General features: G+C 64.7%; 15 protein-coding genes. 5 read left to right on the top strand and 10 right to left on the bottom strand.

The features are described from left to right. The first annotated feature begins 7 nt into the window (after positions 1 to 7). On the top strand, positions 8 to 2,197 hold the full coding sequence (locus tag AB7849_RS15770; RefSeq protein WP_037101828.1) for a hypothetical protein: 2,190 nt from the start codon (positions 8 to 10) through the stop codon (positions 2,195 to 2,197). A gap of 440 nt (positions 2,198 to 2,637) precedes the next feature. On the opposite strand, the gene AB7849_RS15765 is transcribed toward AB7849_RS15770, so the two are convergent. The 4 genes from AB7849_RS15765 to AB7849_RS15750 all read right to left on the bottom strand — a co-directional run bounded on the left by AB7849_RS15765 (position 2,638) and on the right by AB7849_RS15750 (position 6,898). Beyond that, positions 2,638 to 3,279 (bottom strand): glutathione S-transferase family protein, encoded by a 642-nt coding sequence (locus AB7849_RS15765; protein WP_008217092.1) that lies wholly within the window; start codon positions 3,277 to 3,279, stop codon positions 2,638 to 2,640. 177 nt (positions 3,280 to 3,456) lie between these two features. Continuing rightward, positions 3,457 to 4,410: a prolyl aminopeptidase gene (pip, locus tag AB7849_RS15760; protein ID WP_008217093.1), complete on the bottom strand. Its 954-nt coding sequence runs from the start codon at positions 4,408 to 4,410 to the stop codon at positions 3,457 to 3,459. A 105-nt stretch (positions 4,411 to 4,515) separates the two neighbouring features. Beyond that, positions 4,516 to 6,297 carry an acid phosphatase gene (acpA, locus tag AB7849_RS15755; RefSeq protein ID WP_369501376.1) on the bottom strand — a complete coding sequence of 594 codons (1,782 nt, stop codon included), beginning with the start codon at positions 6,295 to 6,297 and terminating at the stop codon, positions 4,516 to 4,518. A gap of 106 nt (positions 6,298 to 6,403) precedes the next feature. Further along, a complete protein-coding gene (locus AB7849_RS15750) occupies positions 6,404 to 6,898 on the bottom strand; it encodes an Lrp/AsnC family transcriptional regulator (protein ID WP_369501375.1) in 495 nt (164 codons plus the stop codon). A gap of 126 nt (positions 6,899 to 7,024) precedes the next feature. Here AB7849_RS15750 and AB7849_RS15745 point away from each other — a divergent pair, with 126 nt between their 5' ends. Further along, positions 7,025 to 7,939 carry a DMT family transporter gene (locus AB7849_RS15745; protein ID WP_008209124.1) on the top strand — a complete coding sequence of 305 codons (915 nt, stop codon included), beginning with the start codon at positions 7,025 to 7,027 and terminating at the stop codon, positions 7,937 to 7,939. A 26-nt stretch (positions 7,940 to 7,965) separates the two neighbouring features. Continuing rightward, positions 7,966 to 8,655 (top strand): glutathione S-transferase family protein, encoded by a 690-nt coding sequence (locus tag AB7849_RS15740; protein ID WP_369501374.1) that lies wholly within the window; start codon positions 7,966 to 7,968, stop codon positions 8,653 to 8,655. 138 nt (positions 8,656 to 8,793) lie between these two features. On the opposite strand, the gene hsdR is transcribed toward AB7849_RS15740, so the two are convergent. From hsdR to AB7849_RS15725, 3 genes are read right to left on the bottom strand one after another with little or no spacing between them, the layout of a single operon-like run. Then, on the bottom strand, positions 8,794 to 11,109 hold the full coding sequence (gene hsdR / locus AB7849_RS15735) for an EcoAI/FtnUII family type I restriction enzme subunit R (RefSeq protein WP_369501373.1): 2,316 nt from the start codon (positions 11,107 to 11,109) through the stop codon (positions 8,794 to 8,796). Continuing rightward, a complete protein-coding gene (locus tag AB7849_RS15730) occupies positions 11,102 to 11,401 on the bottom strand; it encodes a type II toxin-antitoxin system RelE/ParE family toxin (protein WP_008213688.1) in 300 nt (99 codons plus the stop codon). The genes hsdR and AB7849_RS15730 overlap by 8 nt, the downstream gene beginning before the upstream one ends. Then, positions 11,398 to 11,688, bottom strand: coding sequence for a ribbon-helix-helix protein, CopG family (locus tag AB7849_RS15725; protein ID WP_008213687.1), 291 nt, complete (start codon positions 11,686 to 11,688; stop codon positions 11,398 to 11,400). Before AB7849_RS15725 ends, AB7849_RS15730 begins: the two co-directional genes overlap by 4 nt. Before the next feature lie 228 nt (positions 11,689 to 11,916). On the opposite strand from AB7849_RS15725, the gene AB7849_RS15720 reads away from it, so the two are divergent. Continuing rightward, complete coding sequence (locus tag AB7849_RS15720; protein WP_008213686.1) at positions 11,917 to 12,180, top strand: helix-turn-helix domain-containing protein; 264 nt, start codon at positions 11,917 to 11,919, stop codon at positions 12,178 to 12,180. Next, a complete protein-coding gene (locus tag AB7849_RS15715; protein WP_008213685.1) occupies positions 12,170 to 13,396 on the top strand; it encodes a type II toxin-antitoxin system HipA family toxin in 1,227 nt (408 codons plus the stop codon). The genes AB7849_RS15720 and AB7849_RS15715 overlap by 11 nt, the downstream gene beginning before the upstream one ends. A 124-nt stretch (positions 13,397 to 13,520) precedes the next feature. On the opposite strand, the gene AB7849_RS15710 is transcribed toward AB7849_RS15715, so the two are convergent. From AB7849_RS15710 to AB7849_RS15700, 3 genes are all read right to left on the bottom strand, one after another. Then, entirely contained in the window at positions 13,521 to 13,952 is a 432-nt protein-coding gene (locus tag AB7849_RS15710; RefSeq protein ID WP_008213684.1) for a UPF0158 family protein, read from the bottom strand. Positions 13,953 to 14,082: 130 nt separating this feature from the next. Continuing rightward, positions 14,083 to 15,066 (bottom strand): restriction endonuclease subunit S, encoded by a 984-nt coding sequence (locus tag AB7849_RS15705; RefSeq protein WP_369501372.1) that lies wholly within the window; start codon positions 15,064 to 15,066, stop codon positions 14,083 to 14,085. 103 nt (positions 15,067 to 15,169) lie between these two features. Then, positions 15,170 to 15,726, bottom strand: a 557-nt coding sequence (locus tag AB7849_RS15700; RefSeq protein WP_369501371.1) for a transposase, incomplete at its 5' end; no start/stop codon positions are given.

The raw sequence follows: 15,726 nt of genomic DNA, 5'->3' as shown, positions 1-15,726 counted from the left end.
GCCCCGCATGCGTAACCTCCCCCCCAGCCTGCGGCGCCTGCTGTGGCTGTTCGGCGTGCTCTACGTGCTGTATCTGGTCGCCGGCAACGTGTTTCTCAACACGGCGGCGCTGGGGCAGGTCAATCGCAAGCCCGAAGCATTCAAGGCGCAGTGGGCGTGGGCCTGGACGGCATGGCCGGGTCAACTGCATGTGCACGATCTTACCCTCAGCGGCCACGTGCATCGCCTGTTGTGGAGTGCGCACGGCACGTCGGCCGGCGGGCGCATCGCGGTCTGGCCACTGTTCCGCCGCGAGCTGCGCTTTGTCTCGGTACGCGCGGCCGACATCAGCATCGACGTGCAACCGACCCCGGTCGATCACCAGCCGCCGCCGTTTCGCAGCGATGCCTGGCGCATCACGGCGGAAGGCGTGCATACCTCGTCCTTGCGGCAAATCCGCTGGGGGCGGTTGGTGCTCGATGGCGATGGCTCGGGCGAAGCCGGCTTCACCCACCAGTTGCGCGGGGGCGCGACACAGGTCTTTCCTTCGCACATCGAGATGCCCGCGGCGCGGCTGGACTATGGCTACTGGCCGTTGCTGCATGACGCCAAATTCTCGATACGCTTCGCCTTCGATGCGTTTACCCATGAACATCCGCCGGGCTGGCGCAAGGCCGGGCGGGCACACGGCCACCTGACGATCGAGTCGGCCACGATGGCACTGGCGCTGGGAGCGAGCCCCAAAGGCACGAAGGCCCTGGATACGTCGACGCTGGCGGGCCATGTGAGTGCCGACCTCGGTTTCGACGGTGGCAGCCTGCTGCCCGGCGGAACCTTGCAATGGAACGCGCCGGTGGCGATCACCGACGCCGACGGCACCCAGCAGCGCCGACGCGGGCAGTTCGACCTGGACGTGCAGCCACAGCGGATGAACGTGCACGTGCGGGTACCGCCGCCTGTCGGCGCGGATGCCCGCGGGACGAAGAACCAGCTCCAGGCGAATTTGCGCGTAGCCGGCCGCGAAGTGATTCCCGGCCCTCCCTATGCTGCGCAGTTGCGCCGGTTTTCCGGGAATGTCGAGGCGCGCTGGCACTTCGCCTCGCTGCAATGGCTGACCCCGTTGCTCGCCTCGAAGCCGTGGCTGCACCTGGATGGCGCCGGCGATATCGACGCCGCGCTGAAACTCGACGCGGGCCGCGTCGCCCCTGGCAGCACGCTCGACATACCACACGTGGCCTTGCGCGCCCATGTGCTCGACAACGTGTTCGCCGGCGATGCCCATGCGCATGCCGAGGTTGCCGGCAACGGCCAAGCCGCGCACATCGAGACGGTGCTGGACGTCGACCGCTTCACGGTGATGCCGGCGACGTCGGCGGCCCAGGTCTATCTGCGCGGCCGCAAGCTGAAGGTGACCACGCAGTCCGCGATCGACCTGACCCGGCAGCGCGACACGCTGGATGCGCACCTGCGCTTTGCCGATGCGAAGGTGCCCGACCTGCGCGCCTACAACCATTACCTGCCCGGCAAGAGTCTGGAATTCCTCGGCGGCAGCGGCACGCTGGATGCGGATCTGCACGTGAATGGCCATGGCGACATCAGCAACGGCAAGCTCAGGATGCGCAGCCAGGACGCGCGGTTGGCGCTGGGCGTGTCGCGCCTGAGTGGCCAGATCGACATGAACACCGACCTGGCGTTGGCGCAGCGGGGCGATGGGCATAGTTACGACCTGGACGAGTTCACGCTGGACTTGAACGGCGTGCGCGTCGAGGGCCGAAGCGACCCGCCGTGGTGGGGGCGCTTCACCGTCAAGCAGGGGCAACTGGACTGGAAGCGACCGATGCGCCTGCGCGGCAGCGTGGGCATGACCATGAAGGATGCCAGCCTGCTGCTGTCGCTGTACGCCGATCGCAGCGCGTTCCCGAAATGGATCGCCAGCGTGATCGACTCCGGCCAGGCCACCGCCACGGCGCAGGTGGAAGTGCAGAAGGGCGACTTTGTGCTCGACCACCTGGTGGCCCACAACAAGCGCATCGACCTGTTCGCGCATCTGCGTATTCGTGACGGCCAGCCGGCCGGCGACCTCTACGCGCGCTGGGGCATCTTCGGCCTGGGCGTGGCACTGGCCGACGGCAAGCGCCATTTCCACCTGCTGCATGCACGCGAGTGGTATCAATCGCAGCCCGACCTGATTCCGCCGCAGGCCACGGCCACGCCTTGATCGCGCGCTGCGGCGCCATCCACGCTCAGGAAGGTCTGAATAACCGGCTTTCTGCTCGTCATTCCGGCGAAAGCCGGAATCCAGTGCCTTTGCTTTCGAGGAGATACAGGCACTGGATCCCAGCTTTCGCCCACTGCTGTCCGGAATAACCCGGGCATGGCTCCGAGAAACGAAGGCGTGGCGATGTTTGCCCGGGACGCGGCAAAGAGGTGACTCCACATCGGCTGGCGATGACCTATCGTGCTCGTCATCCCGGCGAAGGCCGGGATCCAGTGACGACCACGCTTGCTCAAGCCACACAGTCACTGGATTCCGGCCTTCGCCGGAATGACGGGCAAAAACCGATTTCGGCATATGCCACCGCACGACTGCGGGTATTCGAAATTATTCCGGACAGCAGTGAGCTTTCGCCGGGATGACGAGCAAAATCGGAGTTTCCCTCAGGGCAGCTCGTTGCCGCTGAACGGATCTTCGCTGTACGGATGCATCTCGGCGAGGAAGCCGGGCTGCGCTTGCACCCGGGCGATCCATGCGCGGACATGCGGACAGGATGCCAATGAAAGTCCGGCCTCTTCGACGCGACTGCCGTAGGCGAACACCGCCATGTCGGCGATGCTGTAGCGGTCGCCGGCGAGGAACGGTCGGGTAGCCAGCTCGCGTTCGAGAATCGCCAGCGTGCGTTGCGCAGCGGCGCGTTTCATCTCGACCAATGCGGGCGCGCGGCGCGCCAGTTTGCCGGTAAGCGTCCAGTGGCGCAGCGTACCGATCACCGACTCCACGCGCTCCTGCTCGAAGTGCAGCCATTGCTGCACCTTGGCGCGGCCGAACGGATCGGCGGGCAGGTAGGGCGTGCCATCGGCGAGATAGGCGAGGATCGCGTTCGATTCGGCCAGCGTGCGGCCGTCGTCGAGACGGATCGCCGGCACCGTGCCGGTGGGGCTGATGCGCAGGTAATCCGCGTGCTGTCCCTCGCCTTCGAAGATGCTTACGTATTCCGTGCGGTACGGGCGGTCGAGATGGTTGAGCAGCAGGCGCACTTTCCATGCGTTCTGCGAGGGCAGGTAATCGAACAGGGTGAGCATGGCGGACTCCGCGGCAAGGTGCGGGCAGTGTCGGTGTGCGTTCACCGGGGCGCCATCCGCTTTTTGCGCGGCACAGGCAGGAGCCCGCTGGCGGGCGATGTTTTTGCTTCCCGCTTGCGGGAGCGCCAGAACAGAAGCATCGCCCGCGAGCGGGCTCCTACGAGCTGCGGTGGGCGTTCAGGTGTACCGATCGGCCAGCTTGTCGGTGGCCTGCACCAGTGCGTCGACGATCGCCGGATCGGCGGAGCTGTGGCCGGCCAGCACGATGTGCAGTTCCGCTTCGGGCAGGGCTCGGTGCAGGTCGAGCGCGGTTTTCACCGGGCAGATGATGTCGTAGCGGCCGTGCACGATGGTGGTGGGAATGTGGCGCAGCTTGCCCGCATCGCGCAGCAGCTGGTCCGGCTGCAGGAACATGCCGTGGCGGAAGTAGTGCGCTTCCAGCCGGGCCAGGCTCACCGCCCGGTGCGGCTCGTCGAAGTCGCCGGGGGCATCGGGATCGTGGACCAGCGTGGTGCTGCCGCCTTCGTAGGCGCTCCAGGCCTGTGCGGCGGCGAGCCGCGTGGCCTCGTCATCGCCATCGAGCCGGCGCCAGTACGCCTCGGTCATGTTGTCGCGTTCGGCTGCGGGGATGAAATCGCGAAAGCGCGCCCAGCGTTCGGGGAAGATGTACTGCGCGCCGCCGTCCATCTCGTTGAACCAGCGCAGTTCTTCGTCGCGGGCGAGGAAGATGCCGCGCAACACCAGGCCGAGTGTGCGCTCGGGATGGGCCTCGGCGTAGGCCAGCGCCAGCGTCGATCCCCACGAACCACCGAACACCACCCAGCGTTCGATCTGCACCAATTCGCGAATGGCCTCGATATCGGCGACCAGGTGTGCGGTGGTGTTGTCGGTGAGGTCGGCGAATGGCGTGGACTGGCCCGCGCCACGCTGGTCGAACAGCACGATGTGGTAGCGCGCCGGATCGAAGTAGCGCCGGTAATTCGGCGATATGCCCGCGCCCGGCCCGCCATGCAGGAACACCACCGGAACGCCGGCGGGATTGCCGCATTCCTCGATGTAGAGCGTGTGGCGATCGCTCACGGCGAGGCGGTGGGTGCGAAAGGGTTCGATCTCGGGGTACAGCTCGCGCATGGGAACTCCACGGATTCTTGTAGGAGCGCACCCTGTGCGCGAACGCTCTGGGCGTGATGCCATCGCGCACAGGGTGCGCTCCTACGGGTTTTGATGGACGGGTGGTCAGCCGAACTGCAGTGTTTCGGTCAGGTCGCCCGGTGCCTTGCCGCCGGCGGCGATCATCGCCTTGTCGCGCATCACGATGCCAGGCAACGGCTCCAGGTTGAAGCGGCGGTTGAGGAAGCGCTGGATCGAACCGGTGTCGTAAATGGTGTGCTCGACGTGGCCCTTCTTCGCGTGTGGCGAGACGACCAGGGCGGGGATGCGCGTGCCCGGTCCCCAGCGGTCGCCCTTGGGCGGCGCCACGTGATCCCACCAGCCGCCGTTTTCATCCACGGTGATGATCACCATGGCGTGCTGCCACAGCGGACTTTTCTGCAGCGCGGCGACGACCTGCGTGATGTGGCGATCGCCGGCTTCCACGTCGGAGTAGCCGGCGTGCATGTTGAGGTTGCCCTGCGGCTTGTAGAAGGTGACCGTGGGCAGTTCGCCGGCTTCGATGGCAGCGAGCAGGCGGTTGGTTTTCGGTGTTTCGCCGGTGCCGCCGTCGCGCAGGTGTTCGCCACGCGCGGCGGTGCCGGGGGCGAGGTTCTTGAAGTAGTTCAGCGGCTGGTGGTGGTTCTGGAAGTTGGGACTTTCCGGGAAGCTGGCGCGGATGCCGTGGTCGCCGTTGCCGTCCAGCGCCATCTGCCATGCGCCGGCATACCAGGCCCAGTCCACGCCGCCGGCGCTGAGCCGGTCGCCGATGTTCGCGTGTACTTGCGGTGGCAGGGTGCCGTAGTCATTCGGATCGGCCAGCAGCGGATGGGCCGGGTCTTTCGTCCATGCCGGCTGGTAGGGTGGGCCCATGGTGTTCACCGCCCAGAAGTCAGGCGTGAGCGCGTTGGGTCCCAGCGGCTTGGCGCGGCCCTGCATGGCGCTGGCGGGAGAATCGGGCGTGAGCTTCAGCACCAGCCCCGTGGGGTCGTCGCCTTCGATGCGCGCGATCTGCAGCTTCGCCGGGCTGGTGTCGGCGTGCGGGTAGTAGGGCGGTTGGGCGGCGACCAGGTACTGGTGGTTGAGGAAGGAGCCGCCAAAGGCGCCCATGAAGAAGTTGTCGCACAAGGTGTACTGCTCGGCCAGCCGCCACAGGCGCAGGTTGCTGGCGCTGTCGGCGTAGTGGCCCATTACCAGTGCGCCGCTGTCGCCCCAGGCCACGAAGCCGTCGTTCTTGCCGCCGTTGATCTGCTGCTGGTTCTGGTAGAAGGCGTGGATCAGATCACGCGTGACCACGCCATGCGGCAGCGGCGTGCCGTCGGGCGCGGCCAGTGCGAACGGCGCGTTGGGCAAGCCGGTGATGGCATCCTCGTCGATCTTCCACGTGCGGTGGTTCACCACCTGCTCGTGCTTGACCAGACCGTGCCAGATCGGCGGCAGCGTGGTCAGCTCACTGCCGTCGCGGTCGCGCTGGCGGTACTGCTCGGGCTTCAGTGCGGCGAGTGGATTCTGTAATCCGGGAAAGTCGGCAAACAGATTGTTGAAGGCGCGATTCTCGGCGTAGATCACCACCACGTGCCGGATGTGTTCGCGCAGCGCGGCGTCGAGGGCGGTGGCGTCGCGCGGGCCGGAGCCTGCCGCCGTGGCTGGCTTGCCGGCAGCGGGCTTCGTGCTGCTTTGTGGCTGGCAACCGGTGGTGGCCAGCGCCGCACCAGCCAGCGCCATGCCACCCAGCAGGCGCCGGCGGCCGGGATCGGCGGGGGCGTCGGCGGATTCGACGGTGGGAACGGACGGTTGCTTGTCGATCGTGCTCTTGTCAGGCCTGCTTTTGTCGGGCCTGCTCTTGTCAGGCGTGTTCTTGTGAGTCATGGCGAACCGTTGGCGATGGCGGTAGGAGACAGTCAGTGAACGAGTATGCGCCGCAAGGGCGAATGGCGTGCCCGGCAAAGGTCACGCATGTCGTTTCGGCATGCATTCAGTCATGCGACAACGCACACGCCGCATCCCACATCGCGCGCGTGATGGGGCGGTCGGCATGTGGCGTCTGCAACACCACCAGCGTGGTGGTGCTGACGCTGGGATGGATCTTCAGCAAGCGATCAAGCACGGTTTCCAGATGCGCCACGGACATCGCCACCACGTGCAGCAGGGCCGAGTCCTCGCCGGCAAGGCGGCGGCAGTCGAGCACTTCGTGGATGTCCGCCACGTGCTGGCCGATGCGCGCGCAGATGCCGCCGTCGCAGCGCAGCCGGATCATCGCGTCGATGCTGTAGCCCAATCGCTTCGGCACGACCACCGCGCGATAGCCGCTGATCACGCCGGCTTCCTCCAGCCGTTTCACGCGCTCGGCCACCGCCGGCGCGGACAGTCGCACCGTGCGGCCCAGTTCGGCATAGCCCTGCCGGGCGTCGCGTTGCAGCGCTTCCAGCAGTTGCCAGTCCTTGTGGTCGAGTTCGGGTTTCGAAGCCAAGGTCGGAATCCTCGATGATGTTTCGATCGACGGTGAAACAAGGCGTCGACGTATCGATCCATTATTCCGCAGTGGCCGCGGCAGGACTAGGATGCGCACTTCCCCACCCCTGTGGAAACCGGATTCATGAGTACCTCCGAACGTCTCGGTGGCGGCGCGCTGTTCGCGATTGCCGTTGCCCTGTTCACCTGGTCGTCGGCGTATGCCGCGATCGCCTATGCCTTGCCTTCGTTCACGCCTGGCGAGGTGGCGCTGGCGCGGTTGCTGATCGCCTCGCTGTGCTTTGCGGTGTTGCTGGCGATCCGGCGCCAGCCGCTGCCGCCCGTGCGCGACTGGCCGCAACTGGCGCTGCTGGGCGTGATCGGTCTGACCACCTACCACGTCTGCCTCAACTACGCGGAAACACGCATTGCCAGCGGTACCGCGTCGATCATCATTTCGCTGGTGCCGGCGGCGACGGCTGCCGTCTCGGCGTTCTGGCTGCGCGAGCGTTTGAGCTTGCGCACCTGGCTGGGTCTGGCCGTGGCGCTGGTGGGGACGGTGCTGGTGGTGCTGGCCAGCGGGCAGCGCGTGGAGGCCGATCCGAAGGCGTTGCTGGTGCTGGTCTGCGTGCTGGTGTCGGCGATCTTCTTCGTGGGGCAAAAGCCGCTGTTCGCGCGCCACGGCACGCTCAGCGTCACCGCGTCCACTTTCTTCGCCGGCACGCTGGGCGCGCTGCCATTTGGCTGGCACCTGCCGTGGGCGCTGGCCGCGGCACCGTGGCCGCACATGGCTTCGCTGCTGTGGCTGGGCATCGCGCCCAGCTTCCTTGGTTACCTGGCGTGGAGTTTCGCGATACACCGCGCCAGTGCCTCGCGCGTGTCCAGCTTCATCTACCTGTCGCCACCGATTGCCATCGTCATCGGCTGGCTGTGGCTGCATGAGATTCCGGGGCCGATGGTGCTGGTCGGCGGCGTCATCGTCATCGCCGGTGTGGTGCTGGCGAATGCGCGGCGGCGAGTCGTGCCGGCACCTGCCGTCGAGGTCTGCGAACAAGCCTGACATCGTTTCCTGCACTGGAGCATGCCATGTACACGCTTTACATCGCCAACAAGAATTACTCCTCGTGGTCGCTGCGGCCGTGGGTGCTGATGCGCGAGCTGGACATTCCGTTCGAGGAGGAATTGGTGCCGTTCGCGCCCGGCACGTCATCAAGCTGGAGTGTGTTCCGGGCATTTTCGCCCACCGGCAAGGTGCCGTGCCTGCGTGACGCCGACACCACAGTATGGGATTCGCTGGCCATCGCCGAATACCTGGCCGAGCAGCATCCCGGCGTGTGGCCGGCCGATCCGGCGGCGCGGGCGTGGGCGCGCTCGGCCACGGCCGAGATGCACTCCGGGTTCCCCGCGTTGCGCACTGTGTGCACGATGAATTGCGGCATCCGCGTGCGCATCGATGCGCCGGACGAAGCGCTTCGCAAGGACATCGCTCGGCTCGGCGAATTGTGGAACGAGGGGCTGACGCGTTTCGGCGGTCCGTTCCTTGCTGGCGCCACGTTCGGTGCGGTCGATGCGTTCTACGCGCCCGTGGCGTTTCGCATCCAGAGCTACGGCTTGTCGCTGGATACGGCCTCGATGGCCTACGCACAACGCCTGCTCGAACGGCCCGCGATGCGCGACTGGTACGCCGCGGCACTGGCCGAAACCTGGCGCGACCCGGACCACGAGGACGAGGCGCGCCGAGTCGGTACCTGGCTGCAGGACCTGCGCACGGCCTGAGGCGCCGCAGCGCGCGGCGACGCCCGATGGCGGCCAGCGTCGCCGTGGTGGCTGCCGTGGACAGGGCCGGCGCGTGCCAGTGCGCCGCGCCCACCTGCTCTGGCGGAACCGCGGCGTACACCCGGGATCTTCGGCCCCTTATCGATAAAGATGTGCCTGGATCGCGACGAAGGCCTCGCGTATCGCGGGTACCGGGCCCAGCGCGCGTTTTGCGTCATTGGTGCCGCCATAGCGGATGCGCAGGAAGTCGGCGATCTTGCGTGAGGCCAGTTCGTCCGCACCATGCCTTTCGTAGGCGTCGAGCACGTAGTCGAGGAACGCCCGCATCTCGCGTTGGTAGCCGCCCAGCCCGGTCGCGCGTGCGGCACCGGCACGCTCGGTGCGCGACAGCGGCGCCAGCGTGAAGCGGACATAGGCCAGCACGTCGAAGATGTCGCTGTCGGGCGCGTCGATCAGTCGCCGCATGTCGTCCAGCCGGTCGGCGTCGTAGCCGAGTTCCGCCAGGCGCTGCCGGAAGGCCTCGCGCCGGTCGGGGTCGCTCCATACGGCGCGCAGCTCATCTTCCGAGGCGACCAGGTTGCCAAGGTCGCCGAACAGTTGCTGCATGAATTCCTGCGCGGTGATCTGCCGGCCCTCGTGCCAGTAGGTGGTGGCGGCGAGGTAGCGGATCGAGCGTTCCTTGCCGTCGGCCAGCTTCACCACGATCTTCGCCACGGGCTCTGGCGTTTCCATTACCTCGCCGGGCTGCGGCGGGACTTCACCGGTACTCCCGGAATCCTTCGGACGGCGCGGTTCGTCCGGCGGCAGCGGCTCGCCATCCCACTCCGGATCGTTGAAGTGCTCGTAGCCCTTCACGAAATCGTAGATGGTGAAGAAGTCCTTGCCGTCGAAGGTTCGGGTGCCGCGGCCGATGATCTGCTTGAACTCGATCATCGAGGTGATCGGGCGCAGCAGCACGATATTGCGCACGTTGCGTGCGTCGACACCGGTCGAAAGTTTTCTCGACGTGGTCAGAATCGTCGGCAGCGTCTTCTCGTTGTCCTGAAACTCGCGCAGGTGCTGCTCGCCGAGTTTGCCGTCGTCGGCGGTCACCCGTTCGCAGTAATGCGGGTCGGGGTTGTCCTTGATCTGGTTGATCGCGTTGCGCACACGGGCGGCGTGATCCTGGGTGGCGCAGAACACCAGCGATTTCTGGCGCTGGTCGATCTGGTCCATGAACTCGTGCACGCGACTTTCCTCGCGCGCGTCGATGATGATCTTCGTGTTGAAGTCGGCCTCGGTGTATTCCTTGTCCGGGTCGATCTCGCCGCCGATCACCTCGTCCTCGTCGGAGTACGTGTAGCTGTCCAGCGTGCTGGCCATCTGGCGCACCTTGAACGGGGTGAGGAAGCCGTCGCCGATGCCTTCCTTGAGCGCATAGCTGTAAACGGGATCGCCGAAGTAACGATAGGTGTCGGTGTTCGCGTCACGCTTGGGCGTGGCGGTCATGCCCAGCTGCACGGCGGGTGCAAAGTATTCCAGGATGCCGCGCCACGCGCTCTCGTCCTTCGCGCCGCCGCGATGGCATTCGTCGATGACGATGAAGTCGAAGAAATCCGCCGGATAGCCTTCGAAGGTGAACTGCGGTTCGCCGTTCTTGTCCGTGCCGGTCATGAAGGTCTGGAAGATGGTGAAGAACACGCTGGCGTTCTTCGGAATCCGGCCCTGCTTGCGGATCTCGTCCGGGCTGATGCGGCACAGCGCATCGGGCGCGAACGCGCTGAACGCGTTGTAGGCCTGGTCGGCGAGGATGTTGCGGTCGGCCAGGAACAGGATGCGCGGACGCCGCACCGGATCTCGGCTCAGGTTCCAGCTCGACTCGAACAATTTCCACGCGATCTGGAAGGCGATGGATGTCTTGCCGGTACCCGTCGCCAGCGTCAGCAGGATGCGCTGCTCGCCCTTGGCGATGGCCTCCAGCACCGCAGTGATCGCGTTGTGCTGGTAGTAGCGCGGCTGCCACTTGCCGCCGCCGGTCTCGAACGGCACCGCACCGAAGCGGTCGCGCCAGTCGTTGCCTTCGGGGAAACAGCGCGCCCACAGTTCCTGCGGCGTGGGAAACGGCAAGGCGATATCGCCCTCGGTGCCGGTCTGCATGTCGATGCCGTACCAGCCGATGCCGTTGCTGGCGTAGGCAAAGCGCGCCTGCAGTCGCGTGGCGTAATCCTTGGCCTGACCCACGCCCGCGGTATGGCCAAGGCCGGCACGCTTCGCCTCGATCACCGCCAGCTTGCGGTCGCGGTAACTCAGCACGTAGTCGGCCGAGAGCGGGTTGGCGCGCCCGCCGCCACCGGTGATCCGGCCTGGGCAGATCATCTCGCGATTGACCTTCGATCCCTCGACCACGCCCCAGCCGGCGTCACGCAGCACCGGGTCGATGCGGTTGGCGCGGGTATCGGCTTCGGTTTCATTCATGCCGTGCGTAGCCCCCTTCGCGTTGCGCACGTATGGCCAGTACAAATACAGTATCGATCGGCGGCACGTAGCGGTACAGCGCCACGTAACCGTTCAAACCCCGGCCCACCACCAATTCGCATTTGTCGCTGCCCATCGGGCGACCGATCAGTGGATTGTTCGCCAACACCTGAATCGCGCTGACGATTTCGTGGCCCCGTGCTAGCGCCTGCTCGACGTCGTGCTGCAGCAGTTGGTCGACGATGCGCTTCAGGTCGTCGAACACGCCGGGCAGCAGCTCGATGCGTGTCACCCGTGTCGATCCAGCTTGCGTGCCGAAGGGCGCGTGGCCGGCTTGCCGGCAAGGCGATCCTCCAGATACCGGCGCATGTCGTCCCACGGGATGCTTTCGCCGGTTTTCAGGAATTCCGCATAGCGTCGGTCCGCTTCGGTGTGGAAGTCGGCTCGGCGCTCAGCCGCGTCCGCCTTTTCCGCGATCGCCTCCAGGATGAAATTGTGCGACGTCGTGCCCGCCTGCGCTGCCGCCTCGGCAACGCGGGCCTTCAGCTCATCGGGCAGGCGGATGGTCGTGGTGCTCATGGAAACGCTCAGGCGGAGGTATCTTGCGCAAATGTAGCACGTCTGTGTCACAGGATGCCGGCAACGCCACTGGTCGCAACCGCCTTGATATTTCCGGGGCCGAAGCTCACGGCGGCGACAGTTTCGCCGCACTCGTTGGTCAACGAGGCATGATCAGCTCTATTGATTTGAAGTTCGTTAAAGCGTACATTTTATAACATAAATTCATATATGTTCGATTGAACGAACATGACTGCCATCATTTTGAATGCACGCGAGCTTGGTCAGGCCCTTCGGGCAGAGCGCAAGGCGTTGGGTCGGAGTCAGCATGATCTGGCTCTCGGCGCGGACTGCCGTCGTCAGACCATCCTGGACCTGGAGGCGGGCAAAAACGTTTCGCTCAACACCCTGATGGCCACCCTGGCCGCGCTTGGAAAGGGTCTTGCCATCATCGACGCCCGTCCGGATATCGATCAGATCAGCTCTCTGCTGGATCCAGCCGATGAAGATTAAGCAGCTCAGCGTCGCCACCCCCCAAGGCGAGGCCGGCGACATCTATCGCCAGTCGCAGTACGCCTTCAATTACAGCACCAAGGATCCTTCGGCCGCGGTCTCCTTGCTGATGCCGCTGCGGGCCGCGAGCTACAGCGGCAACCAGCTGCCCCCCGTGTTTTCGATGTCGCTCCCCGAAGGGTTCCTGCATGAGCGGATCATTCGGCGCCTGGCCAAGTTCGAGAAGATCGACGACATGCGCCTGCTGGGCATCACCGGGCAGCAAACCATTGGTCGGCTGACGTACACCATCCCGGGGCAGACCAGCACCGGAAAACCGGCGGAAATCGGACTCAGGCGCCTCCTGTCCGAACGGGCGAGCAACGAGATGTTCGAGCACCTGGTGGACATGTATTTCGACTCGGGCATCTCGGGCGCACAGCCCAAAGTCATGCTGCCGGACGCCGACAAGCCGATGAGCGATCGGGCCACCATGCTGCATTCCGATCTGATCGTGAAGTCCGGTGGCGAGGACTACCCCCACCTGTCGGCCAACGAATTCCTGTGCATGGATGCCGCGCGACGCGCCGGCATCAGTGTCCCGGAATTCTGGCTGACCGACGACAGCTCGCTCTTCGTCATGAAGCGCTTCGATCTCGATGGCGACAAGCCCATGGGTTTCGAAGACATGACCGTGCTCATGAACCTGCCTCGCGAGCCGACCGGCCACTACAAGTACACCCAGAGTTACGAGGCGGTTACGCGCTTCATTCGAGCCTTCTGCCGCGAGAATGCCCTTGAAAGCCTGCAGCGATTCTATGCGTGCTTCGTGCTCTGTGTCGCTGTTCGAAACGGCGACGCACACCTGAAAAACTTCGGACTCTTGTACGAACACCCGGCCGCCGCCGCGCCGCGCCTGTCACCCCTCTATGACGTGGTGACCACGGCAGCCTACGACGACATCAACGTCAGGACGGGACAGATGCAGACGGACCGCACGCTGGCATTGAAACTCAACAAGAGCACGCGCTACCCCAACCGAGAGCAGCTGGTCGAATTCGGGAAAACGTTTTGTCTTGTGCGCTCGCCTGAAAAAGTGATTGATCGCGTCTGCGAGGCCATGACGGATTCGCTCTCGGCCAACCGGGACCGGGTGGATGACACTTTCTTCCGGCGGCTTCAGGACGAATGGGACCGTGGTCGCGAGTCGATCAGCCCACCTCGGGCACCCATGTGACACCGGCCCCTCGAACCAGCCGAATCATCGCGCTTCGTGCTCGTCAACCTGATGGCGCTCAACCGCCGGACGACTGATCAAGCCCGGACCCGGCAGCGATGCGGCTTCGTCTGCGCGAGCCAAATCAGTCGGCCGGGGTGAGGCCGTTGTCCGCGCACCATTCGCGCAGCGCCTGGCGGGTCTGCTCCGCCTCCCACTGATGCCAGGCGTCGAGGCTCTGGTGGCGCTCCAGCAGATCCTTGAAGCGGGCATAGGCGCCGCGGTGCGCGAAGATCGCGCAGACCTGTTCGTAGCATGCCGGCAGGTGCGTGCGGGTGAACTCCAGCGCCAGCGGTTTGCCCAGCCCGAATTCGCGTTTGTCCGGCACCGGCACATGGCGCTCTGTGTCGTCGATATCCTCCGGCAACGGTTCGAGCTCGTCGGAGTCGCCGCCGTGCCACAGCACGGCGCCCGTTTCCCGGCAGACCCAGGCTGCGGTGTCAAAGCCGTTTCCCACATCCACGAACAACAGGGCGTCTTCGAGGTCGCTCAGCTTGACGGGGGATTGCTTGCTCATGCGAAGTTCGAATAACCCGGCTTTCTGTAGGAGCGCACCCTGTGCGCGAATGGCCTACGACGTCGCAAGGGAATTTCGCGCACAGGGTGCGCTCCTACCGATGACGCCGGCGAGATTTTTCCAGCTTGCTTCATGTCAGCTCTCCGGAGAAGGCCTTTTGCAGGAGGGATTGGCGGAGGTTGGCGAGGTCGGAGATCTTGGCTTCTGCTTGTTCTACCAAGAGTTCTATTTTTGCGCTCAGGTTGTTCATTGAACTTACGAACTCCCTCTGCTTCTCGGCGGATGGGATCGCGACCGGCAAGCTGGAAAGGATTCCTTGGTTGAGGTTGCTGATGTTTGCGCCACCCCCGCCAGCCAGCAGATGAGCTACTGCAGCCTGTGATTTCATGAAGTGGCACAAATATTCCGGATCAACATCGGCAGACTGCACGCGAATGCGGATCACAAACCCAGAGAAGGACAGACTTTCTTCAGTCTCACCTACCAGCATCACTCGGCCAATCAAGTCTTTGTTGCCGTTCGAGCGGACTGTGAGGATATCGCCAGCACAGAGACTGTCGATCTCACTCAATCGACCTTCGATGCAGATCGTTTTCAGATCCTCAATAGGCAACCAAAAATTTCGCTGAAAGTCGCCTACGCCCGCAACCTTGACTGTTTCGCCATTGCTATGCCGTGAGAAATTCAGGCCGTTGCGAAACTCAGCCAACTCACCCAAGTGCCTCGTGGGTGAGTTAGCTGCTACGCGACTCAGAAGCTGGTCCGCGCCGCGCTCCTTAAGAAGTTTCGCATCCGCCAGATTGGCCTCGACATGGGCGCGGGCGCGGTCGAGGGCGGCGAAGGCCTGATCGAGCACCGCAATGATCCGTGTTTGCTCCTCCAGCGGCGGAACGATTACCCGAAGCGCCTTCAACTTAGCCTTGTTTAGCGTTTTGCCTTTGATCTTGTGATCACCAGCGGCAGCCGCATCCCAATCGAAGTAGGTCAAGTACCAGTAAAGGAACGGCAGCATGATCCGCGACTCATCAAGATCAAATATCGCTGCGATCGCCTCATTCGTGAACAGGTCTCGTCCCGCGTAGCACAGCCGACCTAGCAGGCTGTTGAGAAGCACCGTCCTGCGTCAGGTTTCATAGCCATGATCTATGGATGGTTGGCGTTGCAGTGGCTGCAGGACAGGATTTTCCGCCCTTCGGACGCACGTCTCCTGTCGTCGCTCACGTCGGCGACGGCTCCCACCACTCGCCGATACCGCCGAGCCGGATCAGGTTATAAGCGGCGAACGTCCAGGTCACCCAACCGCGCACCGCGGCGATGCCCACCATCGGCAGCTTGCGCAGACCACCGATGGTCTTGATCCAGCCGAAGCCCTGTTCGATCCGCTTGCGCACCTTCTGACTGATGCCATAGCCGCGGGTGCGCGCTGCGGCAGCCGGCACGGCACTCCTGCGGCCGTTGCCGGTGTTGCGCGCGATGTGCGGCACGATCTGGCGGGTCTTCAATGCCGCGACGAAGTCCTGCGTGTCGTAGCCCTTGTCGGCACCCAGCGTTGCTCCTTGCCTGATACCAGCGGCGGTGAGCAGATCCAGTGCACCGTCCCGTTCGCCGGTGCCGCTGGCGTGGCGGACGTCCACGCCAATGACCAGGCCATGACGGTTCTCCATCAGGCTGTTGGCCAGGTAGCTCAGCTTGGCTTCCTTGCCTTTGCCCTTGCGGATCAAACGCGCATCCGGATCGGTGGTGGAGGCATGGGTGTCGTTGCTGCGCTTGTGCC

Source organism: Rhodanobacter sp. FW021-MT20 (assembly GCF_041107475.1).
GTDB classification, from domain to species: Bacteria; Pseudomonadota; Gammaproteobacteria; order Xanthomonadales; family Rhodanobacteraceae; genus Rhodanobacter_A; species Rhodanobacter_A glycinis.
This window is presented reverse-complemented; position numbering and strand designations above follow the sequence as displayed.